The 26,056-nt window shown below is 39.4% G+C and carries 21 protein-coding genes and 2 pseudogenes; 14 read left to right on the top strand and 9 right to left on the bottom strand.

The window, feature by feature from the left end; all coding sequences use genetic code 11:
* Nucleotides 1-20: 20 nt before the first annotated feature.
* Nucleotides 21-545: a TolB family protein gene (locus V7K60_RS15600; protein ID WP_334926862.1), complete on the top strand. Its 525-nt coding sequence runs from the start codon at nt 21-23 to the stop codon at nt 543-545.
* Between the two features lie 58 nt (nt 546-603).
* Here V7K60_RS15600 and V7K60_RS15595 read toward each other — a convergent pair whose 3' ends face one another.
* Both V7K60_RS15595 and V7K60_RS15590 read right to left on the bottom strand, forming a co-directional pair.
* Nucleotides 604-1,608 carry a succinate dehydrogenase/fumarate reductase iron-sulfur subunit gene (locus V7K60_RS15595; RefSeq protein ID WP_334926861.1) on the bottom strand — a complete coding sequence of 335 codons (1,005 nt, stop codon included), beginning with the start codon at nt 1,606-1,608 and terminating at the stop codon, nt 604-606.
* Between the two features lie 1,161 nt (nt 1,609-2,769).
* Nucleotides 2,770-2,931, bottom strand: a complete 162-nt coding sequence (locus V7K60_RS15590; protein ID WP_292738549.1) for a hypothetical protein — start codon at nt 2,929-2,931, stop codon at nt 2,770-2,772.
* Between the two features lie 148 nt (nt 2,932-3,079).
* Here V7K60_RS15590 and V7K60_RS15585 point away from each other — a divergent pair, with 148 nt between their 5' ends.
* Entirely contained in the window at nt 3,080-3,517 is a 438-nt protein-coding gene (locus V7K60_RS15585; RefSeq protein WP_094350106.1) for an AbrB family transcriptional regulator, read from the top strand.
* Between the two features lie 164 nt (nt 3,518-3,681).
* Entirely contained in the window at nt 3,682-4,542 is an 861-nt protein-coding gene (locus V7K60_RS15580) for a CPBP family intramembrane glutamic endopeptidase (RefSeq protein ID WP_334926769.1), read from the top strand.
* A 127-nt stretch (nt 4,543-4,669) separates the two neighbouring features.
* Here the strand turns inward: V7K60_RS15580 and V7K60_RS15575 are convergent, their stop codons facing one another.
* Nucleotides 4,670-5,632 (bottom strand): M48 family metallopeptidase, encoded by a 963-nt coding sequence (locus V7K60_RS15575; protein ID WP_334926768.1) that lies wholly within the window; start codon nt 5,630-5,632, stop codon nt 4,670-4,672.
* A gap of 224 nt (nt 5,633-5,856) precedes the next feature.
* On the opposite strand from V7K60_RS15575, the gene V7K60_RS15570 reads away from it, so the two are divergent.
* The 3 genes from V7K60_RS15570 to V7K60_RS15560 all read left to right on the top strand — a co-directional run bounded on the left by V7K60_RS15570 (nt 5,857) and on the right by V7K60_RS15560 (nt 9,250).
* Entirely contained in the window at nt 5,857-7,413 is a 1,557-nt protein-coding gene (locus V7K60_RS15570) for an ATP-dependent DNA helicase (RefSeq protein WP_334926767.1), read from the top strand.
* 245 nt (nt 7,414-7,658) lie between these two features.
* Complete coding sequence (locus V7K60_RS15565; protein ID WP_292862316.1) at nt 7,659-7,874, top strand: DUF2839 domain-containing protein; 216 nt, start codon at nt 7,659-7,661, stop codon at nt 7,872-7,874.
* A 1,031-nt stretch (nt 7,875-8,905) separates the two neighbouring features.
* Entirely contained in the window at nt 8,906-9,250 is a 345-nt protein-coding gene (locus tag V7K60_RS15560; protein WP_094350113.1) for a DUF1815 family protein, read from the top strand.
* Between the two features lie 396 nt (nt 9,251-9,646).
* Here V7K60_RS15560 and V7K60_RS15555 read toward each other — a convergent pair.
* Nucleotides 9,647-11,712: pseudogene (locus V7K60_RS15555) on the bottom strand (CHAT domain-containing protein).
* A gap of 115 nt (nt 11,713-11,827) precedes the next feature.
* Here V7K60_RS15555 and V7K60_RS15550 point away from each other — a divergent pair.
* The gene (locus V7K60_RS15550; protein WP_334926766.1) at nt 11,828-12,328 is read left to right on the top strand and encodes an acyl-CoA thioesterase; all 501 of its coding nucleotides are present in this window, start codon (nt 11,828-11,830) and stop codon (nt 12,326-12,328) included.
* A gap of 42 nt (nt 12,329-12,370) precedes the next feature.
* Here V7K60_RS15550 and V7K60_RS15545 read toward each other — a convergent pair whose 3' ends face one another.
* A complete protein-coding gene (locus V7K60_RS15545) occupies nt 12,371-12,568 on the bottom strand; it encodes a hypothetical protein (RefSeq protein WP_334926765.1) in 198 nt (65 codons plus the stop codon).
* A gap of 525 nt (nt 12,569-13,093) precedes the next feature.
* Nucleotides 13,094-13,342 (bottom strand): annotated as a pseudogene (locus V7K60_RS15540) (AAA-like domain-containing protein); the annotation flags it as partial.
* 283 nt (nt 13,343-13,625) lie between these two features.
* Here V7K60_RS15540 and V7K60_RS15535 point away from each other — a divergent pair.
* Both V7K60_RS15535 and V7K60_RS15530 read left to right on the top strand, forming a co-directional pair.
* Nucleotides 13,626-13,748, top strand: a complete 123-nt coding sequence (locus tag V7K60_RS15535) for a hypothetical protein (RefSeq protein ID WP_334926764.1) — start codon at nt 13,626-13,628, stop codon at nt 13,746-13,748.
* Between the two features lie 210 nt (nt 13,749-13,958).
* The gene (locus V7K60_RS15530; RefSeq protein ID WP_334926763.1) at nt 13,959-14,243 is read left to right on the top strand and encodes a hypothetical protein; all 285 of its coding nucleotides are present in this window, start codon (nt 13,959-13,961) and stop codon (nt 14,241-14,243) included.
* 16 nt (nt 14,244-14,259) lie between these two features.
* Here V7K60_RS15530 and V7K60_RS15525 read toward each other — a convergent pair whose 3' ends face one another.
* Together V7K60_RS15525 and dxr are read right to left on the bottom strand one after the other, a co-directional pair.
* Entirely contained in the window at nt 14,260-14,415 is a 156-nt protein-coding gene (locus tag V7K60_RS15525) for a hypothetical protein (RefSeq protein ID WP_334926762.1), read from the bottom strand.
* A gap of 449 nt (nt 14,416-14,864) precedes the next feature.
* A complete protein-coding gene (gene dxr, locus V7K60_RS15520; protein WP_334926761.1) occupies nt 14,865-16,061 on the bottom strand; it encodes a 1-deoxy-D-xylulose-5-phosphate reductoisomerase in 1,197 nt (398 codons plus the stop codon).
* A 766-nt stretch (nt 16,062-16,827) separates the two neighbouring features.
* Between dxr and V7K60_RS15515 the strand changes: the two genes are divergently transcribed.
* From V7K60_RS15515 to V7K60_RS15505, 3 genes are all read left to right on the top strand, one after another.
* Nucleotides 16,828-18,135, top strand: a complete 1,308-nt coding sequence (locus V7K60_RS15515; RefSeq protein ID WP_334926760.1) for a mannosyltransferase family protein — start codon at nt 16,828-16,830, stop codon at nt 18,133-18,135.
* Between the two features lie 45 nt (nt 18,136-18,180).
* Entirely contained in the window at nt 18,181-20,163 is a 1,983-nt protein-coding gene (locus tag V7K60_RS15510; RefSeq protein ID WP_334926759.1) for a DMT family transporter, read from the top strand.
* Nucleotides 20,164-20,352: 189 nt separating this feature from the next.
* Nucleotides 20,353-21,552, top strand: coding sequence for a hypothetical protein (locus tag V7K60_RS15505; protein WP_334926758.1), 1,200 nt, complete (start codon nt 20,353-20,355; stop codon nt 21,550-21,552).
* 42 nt (nt 21,553-21,594) lie between these two features.
* On the opposite strand, the gene V7K60_RS15500 is transcribed toward V7K60_RS15505, so the two are convergent.
* Complete coding sequence (locus tag V7K60_RS15500) at nt 21,595-23,136, bottom strand: ArnT family glycosyltransferase (RefSeq protein ID WP_334926860.1); 1,542 nt, start codon at nt 23,134-23,136, stop codon at nt 21,595-21,597.
* Between the two features lie 179 nt (nt 23,137-23,315).
* Between V7K60_RS15500 and V7K60_RS15495 the strand changes: the two genes are divergently transcribed.
* Nucleotides 23,316-24,524: a hypothetical protein gene (locus tag V7K60_RS15495; RefSeq protein WP_334926757.1), complete on the top strand. Its 1,209-nt coding sequence runs from the start codon at nt 23,316-23,318 to the stop codon at nt 24,522-24,524.
* A 41-nt stretch (nt 24,525-24,565) separates the two neighbouring features.
* Nucleotides 24,566-25,948 (top strand): DUF2079 domain-containing protein, encoded by a 1,383-nt coding sequence (locus tag V7K60_RS15490; protein WP_334926756.1) that lies wholly within the window; start codon nt 24,566-24,568, stop codon nt 25,946-25,948.
* Nucleotides 25,949-26,056: the final 108 nt, after the last annotated feature.

Genomic DNA, 26,056 nt, shown 5'->3' with positions numbered 1-26,056 from the left:
AATAACTAATGACTAATTATATGAAACGTGTTTTTTTTATACCTGTATTTTTTTGTTTAAGTTTATTGACTGGGTGTTTTGGCTACCCTCGCCTTTTGAGTTATCCGTTTGATCCGGGGGGTCGTAGTCTCAATAGTTTAGCGTCGGAATTAAACCCCCAAATTTCTGGGAGATACATTGTTTTTATTACTGACCGACGGGGTAGCCAAGATGTTTATATGTTTGATACGGTAACTCGTGATTTGGTTGATTTGCCAGGTTTAAACTCCTTTGATGCGATCGCAAATCATCCTAGTGTTTCACAAGATGGTCGTTATATTGTATTTGCGGCTAGCCGTCAGGGGCGATCGGCTATTTTTCTCTACGATCGAGAAACACGCCAATTACGGAATTTGACTAATAACCTGCAAGCGGAAGTCCGCAATCCTACAATTAGCGCTGATGGTAGCAGGATTGCTTTTGAATCTAGTAACAATGGTCAGTGGGATGTTTTAGTATATGACCGTTTTGGACAGCCGTTGAATATACCTCAAGAACCACGTTGAATAACAGTTAGAAGTTAAGAGTTAGGAGTGAGGAATTTTAACTCCTCACTCCTCACCTCTAACTTTTGTTTTCTACTTGTTGCACAGATTCAATGAGCGATCGCACTTGTTCCGTACCCTCAGAAGCTTCAAATGATAGGGGAAACTTACCCCGGAGGATCATCCGCAAACCGAGGGGTGCAAGACTGAGTAATCCTTTTAAATCCTGAAAATAATTACCGACTACTTGTAAACCAAATTGACGTTCATCAATCCAACCACCTTCTTTAACTAAATCCACCAATACTTTCCGGTGACGAATTGAGCGACTATCACTGCCTTGTTTCTGAGTGAGAATTTCTTGTTTAACTTTGGTAATTTGTTCTAATGGTGCAACTTCCATTGGACAAACAGAATCGCAGTACAAACACCGGGTGCAACCCCATACGCCTTTAGTACCTTCGTTATAGCTTGCTAAACGATTTTCAGTATCGCTGTCACGGGAGTCTGCTACCATTCGGTAAGCTTTGGCAAGGGCATGGGGACCTACAAAGTCTGGATTAACTTCACGAGCGTTGCATTCAGAGTAACAAGCACCGCACATAATACAGTTACCAGTTTGATCGAGGCGCGATCGCTCTTGTGGTGTTTGCAAAAACTCTCTTTCTGGTACTTGTCGTGCTGCCGTACTCACATAAGGGGCAACTGCCTCTAGATTATTCCAAAAGCTGCTCATATCTACAACCAAATCTTTAATCACAGGCATATTGCCAAGAGGTGCGATCGTGATTTCACCAATAGCATTTACTTTACTTTCAGATGATGGTATTTGTTGTAATCTGGCAAGTTCACTCCCAACATTTTCTTTACAAGCTAAAGCCGAACGCCCATTAATTCGCATAGCACAGCTACCACAAATAGTATTGCGGCAATTTTTGCGAAATGCCAAAGTTCCATCTTGCTCCCACTTAATATGATTGAGGCAATCCAAGATTGTATAACCTGGTTCGGCCTCCACAAGGTAGGTTTGCACAACAGGGGAGGAATTTTGTTGCTGTCGAATGACCTTAAAAATAACTTCCATAACTACTAACCAAAATTTTAAAATTACTTCACCAGCCTCAACAATCATGAGTCAAAGCAGGTAGTTGCGAAAAGTGAGTTATACTTTTTCGCCTTTAATTCAAACCCTAGTGTTAATAGGCTGACGATTAAAGGGCGACTGATTCTAGTTTAAGGATAACTATTAAAATTTTACTTGTAGTAGCGTTGTAGGCAAGATTTTTGTCAAATTCTGAGTTAAAACGCCAAAAATGTAATTGCAGCTTTGCATTTAATTTACCTGTTTAGGAATGTAAAGGAAAGAGGGTTTGCTTAAAAAGTAACTTAAGTTGATCTTTGATCTAGCGATCGTATCCAAATGAAATGCATGTGAAATTAGCAACATGTCTTGATATCAACTTGAGTCAAGCAGTCCTGACAGTAAAATTCCACCTTCGCTACCACTTGACGGAATTTTTTGATTATATAGAAGTGTGAAAGCCCATGTTTAATATATAGTAGTGGCAATCAAGCACTAAGCAGATGTTAAGAGATTTGTTCTTCCCATAGACAGACGTGCAAAATCTTCTGGCCGCTTTTGACCTGAAGATAATAAACCGAGGAAAAATCCTCACCACTTTCAAAGAAAAGTTAGAACACCGCCAAACCCGGAGGTGCGAGACTTTTTGCTTTTTGGCTTGCTCTTAATCAAGAAAATATGGGATTGAACTCATTGGTCAAAATTGCTCATCTCAATTATATAAATTTTTATAAAAGCCAGATAGCAATGCTTGTGCTTGCAATAAAGGGTTAAGAAAATCGTCACTGCTTTTTTCTTCTTTAAGTCCAGGAAATTAAATAAAAATTTACCAGCAACTTTAATTCAAAATTAAACAACTATTTTGCTATTATTAGTCCATGCTAGTATTTAATATAAAATTACGAAGTAGCAAAACCAGAATCAATAGCCGTATCAGCGCGGTTAATACTGCTTTGTTGATTCGTAATGTAGAGACAAGAAAATTCGCGTCTCTACTGGTAGGACAAAAGGGTGTATGCCCGTAGGACTCTATTGAAATACTATGCTGTCCTAAGCTTGAGACGACGAGTGGAGAAAACTCTACTTGCTCATTGGCAAGAAAGGCAAGCACTGAAAGTGAAAAACCTGCAATTATTTGGGTCTACAACTTATTTGCAGTAGAACCTAACCCCATTTGTAAAGGTGGCTGAAAGTTACACCGCTACAGTAGCGCCAAAGGAGAAAATAGTTTTCTTTCTGATGGCGAATAATGGTTAAAAGTGCCGTAACATCGCCAAAATTAATGTCTGTGGCAACTATGGCCTCTAGTTGGTTGTGGACAACCATATATAGAAGTGCTTTTGGCTCCTATCGGCAGCAATTCACCCGTTACATTAGGGTCTTCAGTAGCTCTATGCAAATGCTAAAAAATTAAATGCTGGCATGAGACTACATTGTTTATCAGTTTGGAGAGAGTAAGGAAAATTTGAGCATAATGACTGAAACTGCAACCGCGCCATTAACTGGAAAAGCACTACTTGCTAAAGTAAAAGAACTTTCCACATTACCACGCCGAGAAAGAGCTAAACAGTGCGGCTATTACACTGTTACAAAGAATAACCAAGTTCGTGTCAATCTCACCGATTTTTATGACGCTTTGCTATCTGCTAGGGGAATTCCTCTAAGTCCAGAAGCACCTAAAGATGGTCGTGGTCGTGAACCGACATATCGGGTTAGTGTCCATCAAAATGGTCAGATTGTAATTGGTGCTACATACACCAAAGCAATGGGCTTGAAGGCTGGAGATGAGTTTGAAATTAGGCTGGGATACAAACATATTCACCTGATTCAACTAGGTGAAAGCGATAAAAAACTAACCTCACAAGATATAGATTCTGACGAATCAGACGAAGATTTAGAAGACGAAGAGTAAATTTGCTGATGGTAGGGATAAGTTTCAGGTGATGATCACTTGTCTTTACCCCGACAGCAAACTGGTAGCCAGGTAAAAAATACGATTAGGCCCCTTGCAGAAGTCACCAAATTTAATAGAGTCTTGATTAATCAGCAAGAAATCTATAATGCAAGAAGTCTATCGTGTTTTTTTTGTTTATTTTGATAACTTTCTTTGAGTCTTCAGTCAACGTCTTACTGGCGTTTAGAGAAAATGCACCGCCACTAGTTATAGTGACGGCATTTTTTGCTTGCTGGATAGTTTGCTGGTTGCCGGTAGCAACAATATCAGCAATATTGCTTAATTGGCAACCTCCTAAACCTTTACAGCCAGAGCAAAAAATGCCGTTATTGGTGTCACTTTACCTATTAGCTCCCCTGATCCTCTGGGGAGTTGTTTGGTTGACTAATAAATCTTTTTCAGATTATGGCTTTGTTGGCAATCTTTCAACTCTTAGTTCTTTAGCACTAGGTTTTAGTTTGGGAGTGCTGAGTCTAGCTATTGTATTTGGTGGGCAATTCTGGTTAGGTTGGTGTTCTTTTGAAAAGTCTAATTTCAAGTTACTACTACCCATATTGCTACCGATTTTCTTGATAGCGTTGTTAGTCGGTGGGATAGAAGAGTTAGTTTTTCGCGGTTTCCTGTTCACAGAATTAGTGCAAGATTACCCAGTTTGGGTAGCAGCAGCCATTTCTAGCTTGATTTTTGCCTTGTTACACCTGGTTTGGGAGCAAAGCAAAACTGTACCCCAACTCCCTGGATTGTGGCTGATGGGAATGGTGCTGGTGTTAGCACGCTTTGCTACAAGTGGTAATTTGGGTTTAGCTTGGGGATTGCACGCGGGATGGGTATGGGCGATCGCTACCATAGATACAGCAGAACTAATTACTTACACAGGTAAAGTCTCTGACTGGTTCACAGGTAAAAATAAAAAACCCTTAGCTGGCTTGGCGGGAATTATTTGTGTATTGGGAACTGGAGTAATTATTTGGTTCAACTCTTAAGTATTTTTATTTCCCATAGAAGATATATGTTAATGCAGATCCCTGGCTTCTCGAAGAAGTCGGGGATCTAAATCCAACTTTAAGTAAGCACCATTCCACCCTACTAATCTTTATTTAGTAGTAAAAACTACTCAGACCTTCTGATTCTGTCGATTTCTCGTTGTAATTCTTCAATTTGACGGCGCAAACTTTCTGTTTGATTTTCGGAAGATTCTGCTGCAACATTAACCGATCCTGAAGCAGGCGATCGCTGATAATTTCCTCGGCGAATTTGCTGATATTCTTCGGATATTGCCCACGATCGTAAGTAATGTAAGCGTTCAACAGGGAAAGGATGACTCAACATCATACCCTGAGCGCCATTGTAAATCAAGAATTTATATATCTGATTCAGTCCATCTTCATCCAATGCCTGATAATTTTCTGACTGCTTGATAAACTCTTGTAAACTACATTCATTGGCATATTTGTTACTACCGCCAGAAAGTTTCATCATCGTTGACATTACAGGATTCAAGTCATCCATTACTAGTAGTGCAGCGCGATCTGACGATAACTCCGCTTTGCGCCGCCACTCAAAAAAGGCGTAAATCAAGCCTTGTGTGACAATATTACCGATGCCAAAGGTCAATTCTCCCAAGGCAGAAGCAGCACTCATCGCCCACATCGCCATTTGAATTAAAATAGTATGACCACATTTAATATGCCCCAATTCATGGGCTAGCACCGCCCGAATCTCGGTTTCGTCTAGTAAGTCTAGTATCCCTGTATTTATGACTATGTAAGGATTCTCTTGCCCCAGCGCATAGCTATTTGCTTGGGGATTTTGCGAGACAAACAGTGTTGGTTCTGGGTAAATGTCCAAATCTCGGACACATTCCCGAAACATCTGGTAAATAGTGGAATATTGACGCGGCCCGACTTGGATGGTGTTACCCATTAGATAGACTAATTGAGGGCGTTCGTAGATAAATTCCACAAATTTACGAGCGATTAAATCAAATCCTGGTAAATTTCGTAAAGCTTGCTCGGCTTGGCGATCTAGTGGATGCCTAAAGGCTTCACTGGAAATCCCTGTGTAAGTTGGCATAATTTAGGGTATTGGGTAATTGGTCACTGGTCGTTAGTCATTAGTCACTTGTACTGAGCTTAGTCGTTCGCGCAGCGTCTTGTAGAGAAGTGCAGCCTCTTCAAGAGTTGTATTGGTCATTAGTTTTGGATCAATGGCAAAGGACAAATGACAAATGACAAATGACAAGATAATAGAAATGGGGCTTTGTTCGTAAAAGTCACTTTGTATGGAATTGAAAGCGTGTGATTGAGGCAGAAGTTCATTTGTCACTACATAACTTTTTGCGATCGCAAGCGGGGTTCCCTTCCTGGCCCCATCATTTGACGATGGCACGGTTGGTAGCACGCGCCTTGCGCCTGGGACGTAGCGCCCTAATTCAAGTAGGGGCAGTTAGTGGCTATCAAGGGCGGTATCGTACTAGTTTCGTAGCATCAGCCCTGATGTGGCATGGTCCTGTAATTATTGTTGCTCAAGAAACAGTGCAGCAACTTCTGCTGCGGGTGGAAATTCCCCGCCTACAGCAGTGGCTACCAGCTAATAAATCGATTAGAACAGGTGATGCTTGGCCTGATGCTGAGTTCCAAGGGCTACTGTTGACCTCCCCAGAAGCTTGGTTAAGAGGACAATTGGCTGGTGGCTCACGCTTTCCCCAAGGCATTCCCACAATTATTGATGGGGTAGACGATCTCGAAGATTGGGTACGTCATCAACTTACCCAAGATATTCAACCTGATGATTGGGATCAACTTATGCTGGCTTGTCCCAACCAAGCTGAGACAATTCGTGAAGCACGGATACAACTAACACACGAACTTTTTCAGCATCCTGCTAATCCATATCAGTGCTATCTAATTTCCCAGCCAGAAATAGAAATTTTGAGTCGCCTGTATTTGGCTTTAGATCGAGCAAACCTCCCAGATAAGTGGAAAAATTTCTGGGAACAATTTCAAACCCTTGATGAAAATCTTTCCTCGTCTGCTTCCCCTCCTCTCTTCTGGGCGACTATTGCCCATCGACAAGGTTTATTTTCTTTGCACTATGCCCCAATGGAATTAGGAGAAATACTTTCACCTATTTGGCAACGACAACCAGTTGTTTTAATTGGTAGCGCTATAGAACCGGAAACTGAGGCTCCCCTTTTCCGCCAGCGCTTGGGTTTGGACGATTTAACTTGCCTGAAGTTCTCCTCAGAGAGCCAAGCAGAAGCAATTCAACTGTATGTACCCTATAAGTTGCCCCTACCCAACACACCAGAATTTCAAGCGGCATTTATTCACAAAGTCCGCACACTAGTTTGTCTAAGTGCAACAGCACCAGGATTAACGGTTGTCTTGGTGGGAGATGTACCACTCAAATCTCAAGTGGCGACGATTTTGGCCTCAGAGTTTGGTTCGCGGGTGCAGGTAGAAAAAACTTGTTTGGATGAAAATGGTATTTTGATTAGCGGTTGGGAATTTTGGCGAGAACATCAACGAGTCTTGCCAGCACCCCATCTGTTAATCATTGCTACGTTGCCCTTACCATCTTTGGAAAATCCCCTGGTAGCTGGTAGGGTAGCTCTTTATAAGCGATCGCATCAAGATTGGTTCCGTTTATACTTGTTGCCAGCAGCTTTAAATGAATTACAACGGGCGATCGCTCCAGTACGAGAAAGTCAAGGGATTGTGGCTTTACTTGATAGTCGTGTCGTTAACCGCAGCTACGGCGCTCAAATTCTTGCAGCTTTAAGTCCTCTAGCACGCATTAATTACCTCGATCCCAGCCTGTTTTCCAATACCGATGAGGAAAATTCTGCCTAAAGTTCAGTTACCAGTGACGCCACTTGCTCCACTTAGGGAGACCCCATCGCCCTTGGCGTCTCCCCTTGGGAGAAGACCGCAGTGGCTCCCCAATGCCCAATTTAAATTTTGTCAACCAAAGCGCGATCGCAAAGAAGCAAGCACTATTATCAGCTTATGGAAGGTGATGCGATTCATCGCCTCTCTGTAAGCATGATTACTGGCAAAATAAATTTAGAACCTAAGTAGAATTTGAGTTGCTGATTATGGGTGAAGCAAAACGTCGTAAAACCACACTAGGGAAAACATACGGTCAAGAGACTCGGATCTTGTCTTGGGTTCCGATCACAAAAACTCAAGGCGAACAATTTGTCACTTGGACTACTCGTGGTGCTTGGATAGGCATTGGTCTTATGGTTGTAGGGTGGGCAACAATCCGTTTTATCGGCCCAGCTTTCGGTTGGTGGCAAGTAGTCTATTAATTCTTAATTCATAATTGAATTAGTTGGATATCTAGACTCCAACTAATTCAAGACCACTAAAAAAGACAATGACGCGCAAGTGTCTCGCCAATAATTACGAATTACGTTAGCGCAATGGTAGCGAGTTTACGTACCTTATGGGAAAGCAAGTTAGGCGCAGCCTCTTGTCGAAAGCGTTATGATGAATTACGAATTAGTTAACTGAGTGATTAATAAAAAATAATTACTCACTTTGGCTAGATAATCGAAATATATTATATATGCATTAAATTTGGCAAAACCAAACTAAGATAAAAACCCTTCTAAATTATCGTGCTTTGGTTTGTACAACTTTTTGAAAATAATCCCAAAATACCTGGAAATATTGCCTAAATGGCAACATTGCTCTGCTGAGTTTAGGTATTGTCAGTGTTAAGTTTTCCCATTGTGGATTCTACACTCACGCTTGTCTACTAACTACGCTAACTTTGTATAAAGTATTGCACTTATTACTTTGCAACTACTTAATCTATAATTTGCACTGTCATCTGCTTAACTTTATATATATAGGAGGAACGAATTTGGTATAACTAATCATTTGTCTATACCAAAATCTACGTTAAAAAGAGAACAGATTAAATATCTAAGCAAGAGACACTGTAACGATGCAAAACTACATTATGGCCTTTAATAACAGTTTATTTGACTGCACATAGCCAATAAAAACCAAATATGTAGCTTTTCTGTAGTTTACTAGTGCTAAATTTAAGTTACTCTTAAAGCGGATCGCTTACCCTAAGAATCTACCTTGACAGAAGTGTATAAAGATATAGTTAAATTTAGCAATTCTGTCCGAGATTTTGAATTTGCAAACTGAATAGTTTAATACAGCCCTGAAAATCCCGATCTACTACCCTAAACAAGGTAGTCAACTAACGACTCAATATCATCTGTCTGGTAATTGTAATGGATAGTCTACAATACCAATGGGTGAGAAAATCTAAAGAAAATATAAAAGAAACTCAAATTACTATGGTGTTTGGAGGATAAAAGTGTTTCTGAGACTAGCACATCAACATCGACAATTCGTCCAAGACTTGGTAATGAACCTGCAAGCCTTGGCGATTGTATTAGAGCGGCGTGGGTATCCTGCATCTTGCTATACCTGTGGCGACCAAATGAATAGTGCATCGTTTATGGTTAGCTTAGGTGATAACCATCTGATTCGATTTTTAGTGTCCGATTACGGCATTACTTGGACGGAAATGCGGGATGACCGCGAATTAATGAAGCTAGAGGGTGCAGAGGCAATTAGCCAGTTAGACGAACTGGCTGATCTTGTCAAGCAATCTATGCAAAGTGATACAGGCTCTAAAACTCTTGCCAAGAAGTATTAAGGTTTCAGTAGGTCGATAGCAAATTAGAAAGTGATTATCGGTAACTGTTAATTGGTAATAGTGGCTTAGTTAGCGATCGCTCTTACCCTACTTCTCCATTACCATTAAGTGATTGGCTATGGCTGGCCCATCGCGTGTTTTGTTGTATCTGCCAAAATCTCACGAGCCGGATTTTTAGCCTCTATCTGAAGGTGTTAAAACTCATCAAAGTCAGAGGTTGGGTAATTGAGCGTTCCTCTTTTGCTATAAACTCATCAAAATGCGAATTAAAAATACAGAATGGGCTACACCCCGCTGTGCTAACAGGAGTAAAACATGTTTTATACCTGGGTAACAGACTTAGCTTGTGTATCTCACCAACTTAAAATCTGCTGTATCATGTCAGACACGATACACCTAAAGTCCATTGCCAATTAAAATAAAGGGTGCCCAATAGTACGGATGACTAAAGTCATTAACTGCTGCTAGGGGTGCATTATGACTTATTTCCTTCCAGTTTCCAGTAATTAATGAGACTTGAGCTTGGCGTAAAGCTTCAGTTTTAGTCAGCTTCTCAGTAGAGAGGATAGCGTAAAAAGCACTCATGAGTGCTTGCGTACCACCATCATCTACAGACCACAAAGAGGCGATCGCGGCTCTAGCGCCGGTTTGCTGCATCTGATAGCCAAAGCCCAAAATTTCCTCACCGTTACCTAACTTGCCTCCCAAGCCAGTTTCACAGGCGCTCAACACTACCAAATCTACATTCGGGAGTGACCAAGTGGCGACATTTCTAAAATTAACGTGATCGCCATTCCCAAATAAAATAAACGAATCTTCTGGTTTACCCACCACAAAGGCTGCATGAGTCGCTAAATGGACAATTGTATAATCATCCATCTGGGGTATAGCGGCTTTAGGGGTAAAGGCATCGTCTAAAAGCTTCGTAGTTTCAGGAACCGCAGCTGCTAAACTTTCCACTTCCCGCGTTGCAAAGGGTAAGCCAGCGAAAGCAACCTATCGATTCCCAACTTTGATTTGATAATTACCTTTAGTAAAAGCACCGGCTAAAACCCGCAAAGTAGATTGTTTTGGGGTGTTTAAGTTAGTCAAACTGGCGGATGTAATGTGACATTAAAGCGCTGCACTAGCCATTGTTTGCCATCATATAAAGCAGTTAAAGGAATGTAGCGTAACCGATCGTCTGGAGCGTAAATCAGAGTTTGCGTACCTGATAGCTTCAAATCTTTCTCTATCGGTTTAATTAGCCAGTCATACAATTGGCGTGCAGGTGCTTTGATATTTCGACTGGGATTGATTAAAGCTTGGCGGAAAGCATCAATTGTTTGATAAAGGTTTTCGCGTTTTATAGCAACGGTGCGATGAATTGGTGGGGATTCAGGAGTTACCAATATCAATTCCAAACTATCTTCTAAAATCAGTGGGTAGAGTAATGCCGATTTTTGCGGTAATCGCACCAAATTATGTCGAAGTTCGTTGAGACTCTCCAAATCCAAATTTTGCCGCCTAGCTGTACGGCTAATTTGCTCTACCTGTGCTTTCACTGAAGGACTATTGATAAATTCGTTAAATCCACCTAGAAGTTGCTGTTGATTTAAGACTAATTGCTCGATGCGTTGTTTCTGTTCGAGCGATCGCTGTTGGGGGGAAATTTTACGTAGTGTTGTCAGTTCTTTTCCCAGCACAACAGCATTATCCACGCTTTGATCCCACTTAGCATGAATTGGTTTTTCTGTTGCCGCTATATTAATACCTTTGACAGTACGTTGATTACCTGGCACATTCTGGAGATATTCCTCTAGTTCTTCAACTTTGAGTAAATCTATCGTCCTTTGTGCCTCAGCAACACGTTCCTGTTTCAGCAATCGTTCACCCAAAATACGATATGTCTGGCTAACAGTTATGCTGTAAGCATCTGGTTGTGCTGCACTCAGTGCTGATGGATTCAAGCGAGCTTTTTCACGATTAATCAAGCAATGCTTGTAGAAAAAAATTGCTAACTCTGGTTGGTTTTGGATATCGAATAAGTAACCTATGTTACTGTAGGTTTTGCCAAGTCGAACCAGATCCCCAAGTTCTTTGTTAATCAATAAGGCTTGCTGATAGGATTGAAGTGCTTCAGAATACTTTTTTTGACTTTGGTAGATTCTGCCAATATTGTTGAATGTTACCGCTTCCCAAGAGCGCTCTCCAAGGTCTCTGCTGATGGCTAATGCTTTCTGTAATTTCTGCAACGCTTCTTTCGATTGACCTTGCCGAGATTCTTCGATAGCTTCTTTGTTAAGCCTTGCAATTTCTGAGAGTTGATTATTCTTGGGTAAAGCTTGAGCTTTTTCTCCAGAGTCGTACCTCAACCTTGCATTTGTGTTTACCCAGTTATTGTCTGGATACACCATCCCAAAACCTAGTAAGCTAAGTAGAGATAAAGTAATAACACTCACATGCCGGAGATTATGCTGCATAACAAACACTCCCTATACTCGGAAGGTAAATGTTAAATCAATAAGTCCGGCAATGCAATTAATTTTTATGCTATTCAATAATTTGGAAGATTTCTAGGTATTGAGAAATTTGAAGATGTCAGAAGAAAAACCTGGTCAACCAAAACTACCACCAACCAGCGCTCTTGACAATCCATCTAGTCACGAGTTTGGGAATTGGTTTGAATATCCTGTCAGAGTGCAACCCCACCACACTGACTATGCCGGTCTTGTCTGGCACGGTTCCTATATAGCTTGGATGGAAGAAGCGCGGATCGAATGCTTGCGATCTATAGGGATTGAATTTGCTGATTTAGTCGCTATAGGTTGTGATTTAGCAGTTGTAGAATTGTCAGTGCGGTATCACCGTGCAATTCAATTAGGTATGGCAGTGGTGGTAAAAACTCGCATGGCTGAGGTGACTGGTGTGCGAATCAATTGGGATTATGCCATTGTTTCAACTGATGGACAACAACTATACGTCACTGCCAAGGTGACTTTAGTAGCTTTAGATAGCGAAAGAGGCAAGATTATGCGTCAGTTGCCGCCGAGTTTTAAGGATGCCTTAGCCAAGATTTCAGCATTAAATAATGATTGACCAAAAAATTAATTCTGAATTCTGCATTCATAATTCATTTTTTTACTTGCTGATTTGGATCTGCGACAGATTTTGAGCAAACTGTGTTGCGTAATGCCAAATATCTTGGGGAGTAATGCCAAAACTAATATTTAATAAAATAAGGATTGCCGCAAGAGTTAATGCACTGCTCACAGTTGCTTTCAGCAATTTCCATAATATTATGAAGACTATCCAAGCTACAATCAACGTAGCAATCATAATATATAAATTCCTTAACAGTAGCCGTTATCTGAGAACGCATTTATTCAGAAAAGATAAACTTTTATCTGAGTAACAATTACTAGTACTAAGGCTATTAGACCTAATTTTGAGTAGATACTAAAGCTCAGATTTTTTGTGTAACTGTGCCAATGCCATATTACCTGAAAATGAAACAAAAATGCAGAGCAGAGGCAAGTTATTTGGCAATTTGGCAGAATTACTGGAAAGACTTTTTTAATTTTTTTGTATCAATAATCACAAGATACAAGAGTTAGATAGGACTCCGATTTGATTTTTGAAAATATACTGAGGCTGAAAAGGCTGTTGTATCAGGGTTTCATTTGAAATTTTGTTCAGAAATCAGACAGGAGTCCTAATAGTTGCTAAAAAAATCTATTCGGCAACTAGTAAGATAATTACTGTATCAACTCGAAGGAGTCAAAAAACTCCCACCAATCCTGTCAACTTTTCTACCTCTATATCGCTCCAATTGAGTTGATACCGTTGGGCTAAATCCTTTACTTATTTGTGGCGAAATTCTAGTAATTCCACTGCCAAACCAACGTTAAATGGTGATTGGTTGATATCTACTGGTACATAAGCTTCGGTGGAATATACTAACACCAATCGAAGTTTTTTCCAGATATCTCGACGTTTGGCTTCTTCGTGTAAAGCGCGTAATAATCCAAAAAAATCCCTGTAGATTTTGGGATATTCAAATAATCTATTGACTGTTTCTAAGCCTAAAACTAACGGTTGGTTGATTTCTGGAAATAAATAGCGCTAAAAGTAATTTTTACAAGTTTTCATATAGCCAAAGCGCTGCCCCAATTTCCAATGCTCATTGAGTTGTTGCAGCAATTTTTTGAGTAATTCTCGATTATTTCCTGCAACTGCTTTAGTGACGGTATCACAAAACTAGTGCAGAAATTTATTTAAGTCGGAGAAAAACTCCTCTTCTGCTAGCTGGAAATCGATAGCTACTGTTATATTTCCTTGATTTAGAGATGTATCAGGAAAGCTCATTAATGAATTTTATGTTGACGAATTTCTCATGCGTAAGATGAGCTTTAATGCCGATGGCAAACAAATTATTTTTGTTAGTAATGATATGGTAAAACTATGGAATTTACCAGGGGAAAAGTTAAATGGATTCAAAGTACCTAAAAACCAATAAGCTATTGATATTAGTGTTAATTATGATGGTATAAAAATTGCTACTACTATTATCGATCAAGAAGATAAAGATTACGGCACAGTTTGGTTATGAAAATTATCTGGAGAGAGAATAACTGAATTTAAACCATATCAAGGTCTAATTAAAACTCTAATTTTTAGTCATAACTGCAAGATAGTTGCAACATCATTAATTAATAATATAATCAAGTTGTGGAACCTAAGCAGAAGGCAAATTAGTGAATTTAAATTAGGTCAAAATAGCAGTAGAGTAAAAACTAGAGATGGTGCAGATAACAGACCTCCAAATGATATTAACTGGATGATTTTTAGTCCTGATGGCAAGATGCTTGCTGCTGCGTGTAATGATGGGATGATACGTTTATTTGTAGTTGATAACCTAGAAGAAATGTTAGAGCAAGGTTGTAATTGGTTGGATGATTACCTGGCTACTCGTCCTGAGATGCGAAAAGAAATTTGCCCTGATAATAAATAGTCACACTACGCATTTATTAGGGTTTGTGGAAAAGTGCGATCGCATTTGTTAGGTTTATGGGAGAGTGCGATGTCTGACGACAAGCCGCTGTACGTGTCAGCGTTTTGGTTATTTTGGAGAGAATGCGATCGCATTTATTGTTGATGAGATGAAATGCAATGTCTGACGACAAGCCGCTGTGCGTGTCAGCGTTTATGAAGTTGATGGATTAGTGCGATCGCGCTCATTAACAAGTTAAGATAGGATTGGAAAATAGATATACAGACTGTAGACTTGATAATCAATTATTTGTCTCGCGTTATATGGTAGCACTTCCTTCAGAAGAAACTCTTAAACAATGGTTGAAAAAAGAACAAAATCGGCTTGAGAAACAGTTTGATTTTGGTTCGATAAAAAAACGTGATTCTTAAATGGGGTTGATGAGAAAGTGCGATGTCTAACGACAAGCCTTACGGCTACGCATTTATTGGGATTTGTAGGAGGTACTCCCTTGAGGTAGCTTTTCTTGCACTAATTATCGCCGCTCAATTTAACCGTTAGCCTTCAGCATTAGGCTGAAGGCTAAACAAGAATTGGTCAAGAGCCAGAAAATCTGCCTTTTAGGTATCTGGGTAAAGGTTTTTATCGCAAAGAAATTATCCGCGAGTGAGTTTCTAACTTTTCAGTCGCTGTTAAAACTTCTTGTCTTGCCCATTTATCTGCTGCCAAAATGTCATCTAAAGAGGGATTAGCACGGTTATCATTTTGATGGCGATCGCACACCCATTCGATACACCGGGGAATATCTAAAAACCGAATTTTTTCATCTAAAAATAAAGCCACAGCTTGCTCATTTGCAGCATTTAATACCGCTGGCATCGAACCACCAGCTTTACCCACAGCATAAGCCAACTGCATACAAGGATACTTTTGGTGATCTGGTTCACGGAAGGTTAAATTTCCAGCTTTGACTAAATCTAGTCGTTCCCAGTTAGTGTATATGCGATCAGGCCAAGATAGGGCATACAGTAAAGGTAAGCGCATATCTGGCCAACCCAGTTGAGCTAAAACTGAAGTATCTTGCAGTTCAATCAGTGAGTGAATAATGCTCTGGGGATGAATGACAATTTCGATATTCTCATAATCCAACTCAAACAGGAAGTGAGCCTCAATTACTTCCAATCCTTTATTCATCAAAGTAGCAGAGTCTACTGTGATTTTCCGTCCCATTGACCAATTCGGATGCTTGAGGGCATCAGCAACGGTTACATCTGCTAACTTTTCTACATCCCAGTCGCGGAAAGCTCCACCCGATGCAGTGAGTAAAATTTTCCGCAAGCCTCCCTTGGGCACACCTTGGAGACATTGAAAGATCGCAGAATGTTCGGAGTCGGCTGGGAGTAATTTTACACCGTGTTTTTCAACTAGGGGAAGAACCACAGGGCCCCCAGCAATCAGGGTTTCTTTGTTCGCTAAGGCAATGTCTTTACCAGCTTCAATCGCTGCGATCGTGGATAGTAAACCAGCACAACCAACGATACCAGTGACAACGGTTTGGGCATCACCATAGCGAGCGACTTCTATCACTCCGGCGTCACCTGCCAGTAGAATCGGTTGAGGATCGAGGTCAATGATAGCTTCTTTGAGCGCTGGTAATTTATCTTCTGAGCAAATGGCTGCTATTTCTGGTCGAAACTGCCGAATTTGAGCAGCCAACATTTCGACATTGTTCCCAGCTGCCAATCCCACAATCCGAAACTGATCTGGGTACTGAGTGACAATATCTAAAGTCTGAGTACCAATAGAACCAGTGGAACCAACAAGAGTAATCGCTTTCACAATTGCTTAAGGATTTACAGACAACTCCCACTATAAATTGCTTGGGACTCTTTAATCACAGCAATCACAATAATCGATATACTGATGCAAAGAAGCAAGTACATGGAGAAGTTTCCCCGTGTCCTTGTCCCTGCAACAGTTCCAATCCATTAATTTCAACTCGATAAACTGTTAGCTACAAGTACGTAGACGTAATTAAATGTAAGATAAAACTTTTGTTTGTAGTGAGCGATTTATCGCTCTCTGTAAGATTCTCAAGGACTAAAGCCGCTTACTACAAGCTTTAATTTAATCAAGCCCTTCTACTTACAACAGTTTTCATGTATTTGAACCACATCTGTCGTAAGGGCACAGCAATGCTGTGCCCCTACTGCGTGGTCTATTTACCTGAAAATAGCTGTAAAAGTACTAAAGTTGCTCATTATTCATATATAGCGATTCTCATTTGAATGAGGTACACGGATAGAGGCCTACAGCTAGCTGTGCGCTCCTACGTGGATAATTTTTTCTTTCTGTATCTTACCCATCTGGTTACTGCTGTAACTAGACAAAAATTGTATTTATAAATACTATATTTTAAAAGATAAATTCCGAAAAAATTGGCAAAAGTAACCAAATAGGAAATAATTTCAATTAATAGCTAATCTGTCCAGTTTGTTAATGATGTTGGTGGAGGATTTAATATGCAAAATATTACTCATAAATTGCTGTGTTACAGCCATAGGTAAAAGGATACACAAAGGAGTTTGTTGAAGCACTCAACCCTATGGTCAAAGTTCAGATAGTTATAAAAAAAGTTTTATGGAAAAATGATTTCCTGTTTCCAGCAGCAATATGGCTTACCAGTCGAATATTCATCTGGACAGCTATGTTGGTGGTTGCGCCAAGACTACCGTTACCAGCAGAAGAATTTTTGCCTCATTTTGGCTGGGGGGTTTTTGATGCCTGGGATAGTATGCATTATCGAGCGATCGCAACTTCTGGTTATGAATTTGTGAATGACGGCAAGCAACATAATCTGGCCTTCTTTCCCCTGTTTCCCTTAAGCATCTGGGTTTTGATGAAGTTGGGCTTACCGTTTGAATTGGCAGGCACATTAATCAACAACTTGGCATTTTTTGCAGCACTTTACTCTTTGTACTTTTGGGTCAAGGAGCATTATGGGATCAATGCAGCGCACTGGGTGACTGCTGTGCTTTCTTTGTATCCAGCTTCGATGTTTACGGGGGTGATTTACACAGAGGGACTGTATTTGTTTTTGAGTACGGCAACTTTGCGGGCGTTCGATCAAAAGCAGTATGGCTGGACTGCCCTTTGGGGCGCGATGGCGACAGCAACACGTCCTACAGGTATGGCACTAATTCCAGCATTGGCGATCGCAGCCTGGAAAGAACGCCGACCACCCGTTGCCTATATAGCTGGTTTTACTACTGCTATTGGCATACTTCTATTCAGTTTGTATTGTGCGATTTATTTTGGCAACCCTTTAGCTTTTATTCAAGCACAGCGGGGATGGCGACCAACTCTGGGGTTTGATTGGCAGGGTTGGTTAAATATGTTCATGCAAATTGCCGTTGGCAGTAAAAATTGGCAATTTGGCTGGGTTCAAAACTCCTCTAGTACAATTCAAGACCCCTGGTATCTCTTGTTATTTGGCGTGATTGTTGCCAGTGGCTATCTTTTATGGCATTTCCGTCAACGTTTTAGTTCTGTAAAATTATTTTATGGCTTTTATGGTTTAGTCTTCTTTTTGTTGATTCTGGCAAGCGAACAGTGGATCAATAACTTCCTCAACTTGTTCATGGTCTTAGGTGGTGGCTATGTGTTGTGGCGCTTACACACGCAACTGACCACAGTTACAGTTATTTATGGCTTTTGTGGTATTGGTTTGCTGCTAGCTTCTGGAGGCACTATCTCATTAAGCCGTCTCGCCTACGGTATTGTGCCTTTGAATATAGCAATTGGTGTGCTGCTATCTCGCCATCCTCGTCAAGGATATTTAATATTGGGCGCTTTTGTGATACTACTAGCCAAAATAGCTGTAGGATTTGCCCAAGAGCATTGGGTTGGTTAGAGGGTTCAATCCATTATTGCTAAGAAATTGAATTTAAATTTCCTAATGAATGTATCCAATCAAACGAAGATAGCGATCGCTTCATTATTTCTAGGTGTAGGTGCCATATCTTTTGGCTCTATTTTTATGAAATTGAGCGAAATTGAACTCAGCCCCAGTGCCACTGTATTTAATCGCTTTTGGCTTGCTAGTGTGGTCTTCTTACTCTGGCATGGATACAAGGCAATACGGCAGCGATTTTCTGGAGACAAACCTGTAGAACAGCAACCCTACACCAGCCAGGATCTTTTGCTATTACTAGGTGCTGGTATTTTTTGGGCTGCCACTTTAGTTTTGTTGGCTTGGTCGCTGACTCAAACTAGCGTTGCGATTTCTAGTGTGTTGCATAACCTCGCTCCCATATTTACTAGCTTAGGGGTGTGGCTGTTATTTCGTCAGGGTTTTGAGAACCAATTCCTGATGGGGATGGTTATTGCCCTTGGGGGAGCGATCGCTATTGAATTTGAGGAGTTGCAAATTGCCACAGATGAGGTTCAAGGAAGTTTGGCTGCGATCGTTTCGGCGGTTTTCTTGAGTGCATACCTGTTGATCGTAGAAAAATTACGAACCAAATTTTCTCCGGCCACAATTCAGTTGTGGATCTGTGCGATCGCGGCTTTAGCGATCTTCCCTATACTTTTGTTTACTCAAGATCAGCTTTTTCCTTCTACAGTCAGTGGGTGGCTTTGGGTAATTTTCTTGGCGCTGATTTGCCAAGTTTTAGGTCATGGGCTTTTGACCTATAGCCTTGCCAAGTTTTCTTCTGTGGTTGTCTCCTTGGTGCATCTGTTAGAGCCAGTATTTAGCGGCATTTTTGCTCTGGTAATTTTTTCGGAAACATTAACTTTCTCAAATTGGGTAGGTTTCGCTGTAGTTTTAATGGGTTTATACTTAGCCGTATCTAGCCAAGAGGCTGTTAATTTGCCGTTCCAAGAATCAGTCAAAAATATAATTAACACTTTCGTTCAAAGTATGACGCTCAAACTGTCATTACTAAAACAACAATTCTCCGAAACACCAGCTTTATTAGGAACTGTCTCATTATTGTTTGCTCTAATTCCTATATCTTTAGCACCATCTTTGACCAAATTGTGTCAACAAGAAATTGGTGCAAATGCTGTAGTATTTCATCGCAGTTGGATTGCGACAGTTGTCTTTGGGCTGTGGAATGGACTTGAGGCTTTCCGCTATCAACAATCTATTGAAGGAGGTAGGAGGCAGGAGGCAGGGGGCAATATTACTTCTGCCTTGCTTGATAACCAATCCATAGAACAGAAGCCTTTTACAAGTCAAGAAGTGTGGCTATTATTGGCGATGGGAACCTCTGCTGGAACCTACCTTCTATTGTGGGCTTGGTCGCTGAGTCAAACTAGTGTTGCGAACGTGGCTTTACTGTCTAATTTGAACTCCTTATTTGTTGCTTTGGCTGGGTATTTGTTATTTGGTCGTCGTTTCGACAACAGATTTGTGATTGGTCTGGTCATCGCTTTAGGAGGAGCGATCGCATTTGAACTCAATAAGGTACAATTTGCAACCGATCAAATATTAGGTGATGCATTAGCATTGCTAACTGCGGTTTTCATGGCCACATGTATGCTGCTGATAGAAAGACTCCGAACCAGATTTAGCACTGCAACCATCATGCTGTGGCGCTGTGGAGTGACAACAATGTTTCTACTACCAGTCCTCCCATTCCTCGAAGATAGACTATTGCCCTATTCCTGGACGGGTTGGTTTTTCATCATTTTCCAAGCTCTCTTCTGTCAAGTGCTGGGTCAGGGACTTTTAGCTTATAGCCTCAGTAGAATCTCTTCAGGCGTTGTTGCCGTCACACTTCTTCTAGAACCAGTTCTGGCTTCCATTTTTGCTTGGTTCATTTTTTCAGAACAAGTAGGTTTGTTTGACTGGGCGACTTTTGCCGTAGTTTTAGCGGGTATCTATCTGGCTCAATCTAGTCAATCTATTGTTCAAGTAACAAACGAAGCATAGTAGCAGTATGACAGCTAGTTAACAAAGATAAGCTGTTCTACATTTAACTTGTATAAGTAGTGTGGGCATATTGCCCAAACTATAAAACCTTGATGAAATTTATATCGCCGTGGTTGGGGTACTTTTGTACCTCACCAACTTAAAATATGCTGTAGTATTTGGACACTGCCAACGAGACTGATACAATTTATGACGAAAGCTTCCGAGAAAACATTATTAAGATTAGTGAAATCTCCGTTTAATAGATTCTTAAACTCTCTGCCATTCCCGGTTCCTGGATACTTGCCTATTGGGATTATATTAGCAGTGGTGATTCGATTACTTTGTGTTCCAAATAAATCGGTGGATTACAAGTTTTTTTTAGCGCGTTGGTATGATTTCATTGCATCTCATGGCGGGTTGAACGCTCTTAAATATAGTTTTGCTGATTACACACCTTCCTACCTATATTGGATTTTAATTGCTGCCACCCTGCTTTCTGGATTGCCAAAAATTTTCGCAATCAAGCTTTTTGCAATGGCTGTTGATTTTCTTTGTGGTTTTTTAACTTACAAAATTGTCCGACTAAAATACCCAACTGGTAGTAAACCAATATTTGCTTTTTTGGCAGTTATTTTAAGTCCGACTGTTATATATAATAGTGCCCTCTGGGGTCAATGTGACAGTATCTACACAGCAGGGATGATTGCCTGCATTTACTTTTTGTGTATTCAGAAAGAAATTCCTGCCTTACTCAGTTTTGGTGTGGGGCTTTCTTTTAAGTTGCAAACAATGTTTTTAGCACCTTTATTATTAGCTCTTTTGTTTAAAAAAAGAATTAATTGGTATTATTTACCATTAATTCCAGCAGTATATATAATTTTAGTTTTGCCATCGTGGTTGATGGGAAGACCGATGCAAGAATTGCTGTTAGTATACTTTAACCAAGCTAATAAATATAAACAATTGGCTAAAGGTGCGCCTAATCTTTATCAATGGATTCCTAACAATTTTTATAATATTGTTGTTCCTATAGGTTTAACGTTAACTGTATCTGCAATATTTTTATTGGCATACATTGTTTATAAAAGTAAGCTAAAAATTACTCAGGACAGACTGATACACTTAGCCACCATCTCAGTTTTGTTTATGCCATATATCCTGCCCAAAATGCACGAAAGATATTTTTATCCTGCCGATATCCTTTCGATTATCTTTGCCTTTTACTTTCCTCGATATTTTTGGGTAGCTATAGTGGTGCAAATGGCATCATTTTTCAGCTATTTGGGAACTGCCATATTTATCCAGTTATTTTCAATACCTTTAGGTTTTACTCTCTGGTTTGTTGTGCAAAAGTGCGATCTAATTTATCCAAAGCTAAATTTTAGAGAGTATGTAACTAAAGGATAAATTCATTAAGATTAAAAAAGTAAGATATTTTAGATATTTAACTTATGGTGAAACAAGTGTAAATCCTTTAGCCGATCCGATAATTTTACTACCAGTTAAATTGATTTGCTGCAAAGCTCCATTGTCTAACAGCAAATAAGATTTATTAGATAACATTTGTTGTAAAATTGGCACATTTGCAGGAGTTACCTTACAGTCACAGTAAAAGTCTAAACTGGGACGCCCATAAGCAAAAGAAGTATAAATTTTTGTTCCTGGTGAAACATTTGCCCGAATTAATTCTGCTACTGGTTTAACTGGAAAAGCTTCCTTTAATTCCCAAATCCATGATTGCGAACTCATCAACAACGTTAAAACTAAGTACATCCCAGAAAATAGTACTGGAATAAAATTGCGATCGCGTTGTCTAATTAACCAGACTACTGCACTCATGCTTATTACCAAAACAATGCTCATGACTATTAAAATAGGCTCTTTCTTTGCAAGAATAAAGTAAACACAACCCCCGAAACCAGCAATAGCAATAATAGCCATAAATATTGTCAAACTTAGCACCTTAAAATGACCGTACTGCCAAATTTCGCTCAGTTTAGCACCAATTGCCAAAGCTAAAAATGGATATACAGGCATAACATACCAAGGGAGCTTCGTTCTCATTAAAGAGATAGTTACTAAGTAAATAATTGTGCCAATAAGAATTAAACAACCCCAGGTAGTATGACGTTTTTTCCAAGCTAGATAAAAACCTGATGGTAAAAATAATAGCCACGGAAAACTATACTTAATTAGCTCAATTAAATAATACCAAGGTGGCCCACTATGACCTTCAACAGATTGTGTCAGGCGATCAAAGGTTTGTGTTTGAAAGTTCACTTGGAAGAAAGTTTCGCCATAATGTTGCCATTGAGTAACAAACCAAGCGATCGCAGGTGCATTTCCTAAAAACATTCCCACTAATAAATAGGGGCTTGTTAACAAAGCAAACTGCCGATCTGCAATCAGGAATAAACAAGCGATTGCTCCTAGCGGCAAAACTATCATTCCTTTCGTGAGAGTGATTAACCCTAGACAAAATCCCACACCTAGAGCATACCGACGATTCTGACGTGCTTTTAGCAAACAAAACAACAGCAGCAAGAAAAAGGTAATAGTTGTACCATCTAGCATTGCTAGCCTTCCGTGACGCACCACAGGCAACATCGTCAGGTAAACTAAAGCGCTAAACAGAGCTGGTAAACTTTGGTTAAAAAGCAAACATCCCACCAAATAAAGCAAAGGTACTCCCAAGGCAGTTAACACTGCACCCGGTAGACGCGTTGTCCACTCATTCACGCCTCCAATAGAGTAAGTCCAAGCAATTAACAAGTGCATCAAGGGTGGCTTATTATGATAAGGTTCTCCTCCCAATGTGGGGTAAAGCCAATGCATTGAACCAAGTGGGGCACGCCAAATTTCACGGGCAACCTGTGCCACAGTACCTTCATCCCAATCTCGTAAAGGGGAGTTTCCCAAAAATATTAGCCATAGAAATAGAGATATTACTAGTAGGCTAAATAACCATTCTTTTTCTCGGAATAGACGCATATCTAAAATCGGGATAATCATTTCGAACTTCCAGGATATCCTCACTAAAGCTTGCTTTATATGGCATCATAGCAGCTTCGTAAACCAGTCTTATGCTACAGCAAAGTGTTGAACAGCCTTTGCTGAAAGAATAGATACTTTGACATGATTTCATCATTTTTGAATAATAGATACAATTTATGACAAAAACTTCAGACAAGACATTATTAAAATTAGTGAAATCTCCGTTTAATAGGTTCTTAAATTTTTTCCCATCCCCGGTTTCTGGATACTTAGCTATTGGAATTATCTTAGCAGTGCTGATCCGATTGGTTTGTGTTCCTAATCAATCGTCTGATTATAAATCTTTCTTAGCGCCTTGGTATGATTTCATTGCATCTCATGGCGGTTTGAGCGCTCTTAAATATAGTTTTGCCGACTATACACCCCCCTACCTCTACTGGATTGTAATTGCTGCCACCCCGCTTTCTGGATTGCCAAAAATTTTCGCAATCAAGCTTTTTGCGATGGCTGTTGATTTTATTTGTGGCTTTTTAACTTACAAAATTGTCCGACTAAAATACCCAGATGGTAGTAAACCAATCTTTGCTTTTTTGGCAGTTATTTTGAGTCCAACTGTGATATATAATAGTGCCCTCTGGGGTCAATGTGACAGCATCTATACAACAGGGATGATTGCTTGCATTTACTTTTTGTGTATTCAAAAAGAAATTTCTGCCTTACTCAGTTTTGGTGTGGGGCTTTCTTTTAAGTTGCAAGCAATGTTTTTAGCACCTTTATTATTAGCTCTTTTGTTCAAAAAAAGAATTCATTGGTATTATTTACCATTAATTCCAGCAGTATATCTAATTGCAGTTTTACCGCCTTGGTTGATGGGAAGACCGATACAAGAATTGCTATTAATTTACTTTAGCCAAGCTAATAAATACAAAGAATTGGCTAAAGGTGTACCTAATATTTATCAATGGATTCCTAACAATTTTTATAATATTGTTGTACCTATAGGTTTAACGTTAACTGTATCTGCAATATTTTTATTGGCATACATTGTTTATAAAAGTAAATTAAAAATTACTCAAGATAGATTGATACACTTAGCCACCATTTCAGTTTTGTTTATGCCATATATCCTGCCCAAAATGCACCAAAGATATTTTTATCCTGCCGATATTCTATCAATTATCTTTGCCTTTTACTTTCCTCGATATTTTTGGGTAGCTATAGTGGTGCAAATGGCGTCATTATTTAGTTACTTAGGAACTCCCATATTTATCCAGTTATTTTCAGTACCTTTAGGTTTTGCTCTCTGGTTTGTTGTACGAAAGTGCGATCTGATTTATCCCAAATTACAAACTGGATTTAACTCTAATCTAAATCAAAAGTTTTAATAATGGTAAGTAAGATTGAAATAATAAAAAAACTGCTAAAAATGAATAATATCAAAGTAATTATTGGCATTAGTACCTTAATTTTATTTATCTCCAGCAGCTTCCGACACGAATTATTTAATTCATCTGGGGATTTAGCATTTTTTGACCAATGTATTTACTTAATTAGTCAAGGAAAACCGCCAGTTTCTTCTGTACTTGGTTTTCATGTTTTAGCCGATCATGCTGCTTGGATTTTATATCCTTTGGCTTTATTATACAAAATTTATCCTAGTGTTTATTGGCTGTTTGCAGTACAGTCTATTGCTTTAGCATTAGGTGCTTTACCTACATATTTTCTGGCGCTGCAAGCAGGTTTAAAAGAAAATTTAGCAGTTGCAATAGTGGCTGTATATCTAATGTATCCGGTGGTTTACAATAGCAATCTCTGTGATTTTCACCCAGATACGATCGCAGTCCCTACACTTTTGACAGCAGTATTGGCTGCTAGATCGAGAAAAATAGCTTGGTTTTGCGTCAGTATACTTGTGGTATTGGGTTGTAAAGCCGTATTGTCACTGACTGTAGTGGCGATGGGAATTTGGTTACTCTTGTTTGAAAAGCGACGTTTATATGGTGCGATCGCAATTATTAGTGCGACAATATGGTTTTTGATTGCTAACTGGATTATTATCCCTTATTTTGGTAGCGAAGCTGCGTTACTTAACCGTCATCTTTATCGCTATAGCTATTTGGGAAACTCATTTTCCGAAATGCTACAAATATTATTGTTTCAACCCAAAATCATTTTTAACAACCTTTTTTCAACTATAAACTTAGAATATTTATGTTTTTTATTCTTACCTGTTATTTGGGGTTTAAGACCACAATATCTCATACTTTTGATAAGTATAATTCCTTGCATAGCACTAAATTTACTTGCTGATCATCCTTCACAAAAAAATCTAGTTTTACATTATTCTTTACCAGCAATTCCATTTCTTCTTTTAGTTTTAATTGCCAGCCTAGCAGCAGGTAAAGCATGGTTAAAACAAAGACGAGTAATTATTTTGTGGTCTTTAGTTTGGTTTTTGGTTTTTGGTAAATATGGTTTCTTTAGCTCAAAATATCTCCACAATATAGATAATTGGGTAGCTACAAAAGAGGCGATCGCTTTAGTTAAAACTAAGGATAGTATTCTGACTACAGATATAATTACTCCACATTTAACACACAGGGAGTTGATTAGTTTTAAATATAATCCTTCTCAAGATATTGCAGAATTGAATAAGTTTCATTATGTCTTGCTAAATGTTCACCATCCAGGTTGGGCTGCAACTTCAGAATCTCTTTCTAACTTAGTAAATATATTGAAAAATCAGTCAAATTTTCATTTGGATTATCAACGAGATGATGTATATCTTTTTGAAAAAACTATTAGCTAAGTTCATATTTATAAATATTTGTAAGTAAAGATTCAAATTTCAAAAAATATGGCTGATAGTATTCATGGTCTATTCGAGTATCTGATTTGAGTTGTGCAAAATTAACAA

The organism is Nostoc sp. (assembly GCF_036917555.1).
GTDB lineage: Bacteria > Cyanobacteriota > Cyanobacteriia > Cyanobacteriales > Nostocaceae > Nostoc.
The sequence above is the reverse complement of the archived record's forward strand: the minus strand, read 5'-3'. Positions and strand labels throughout refer to the sequence as shown.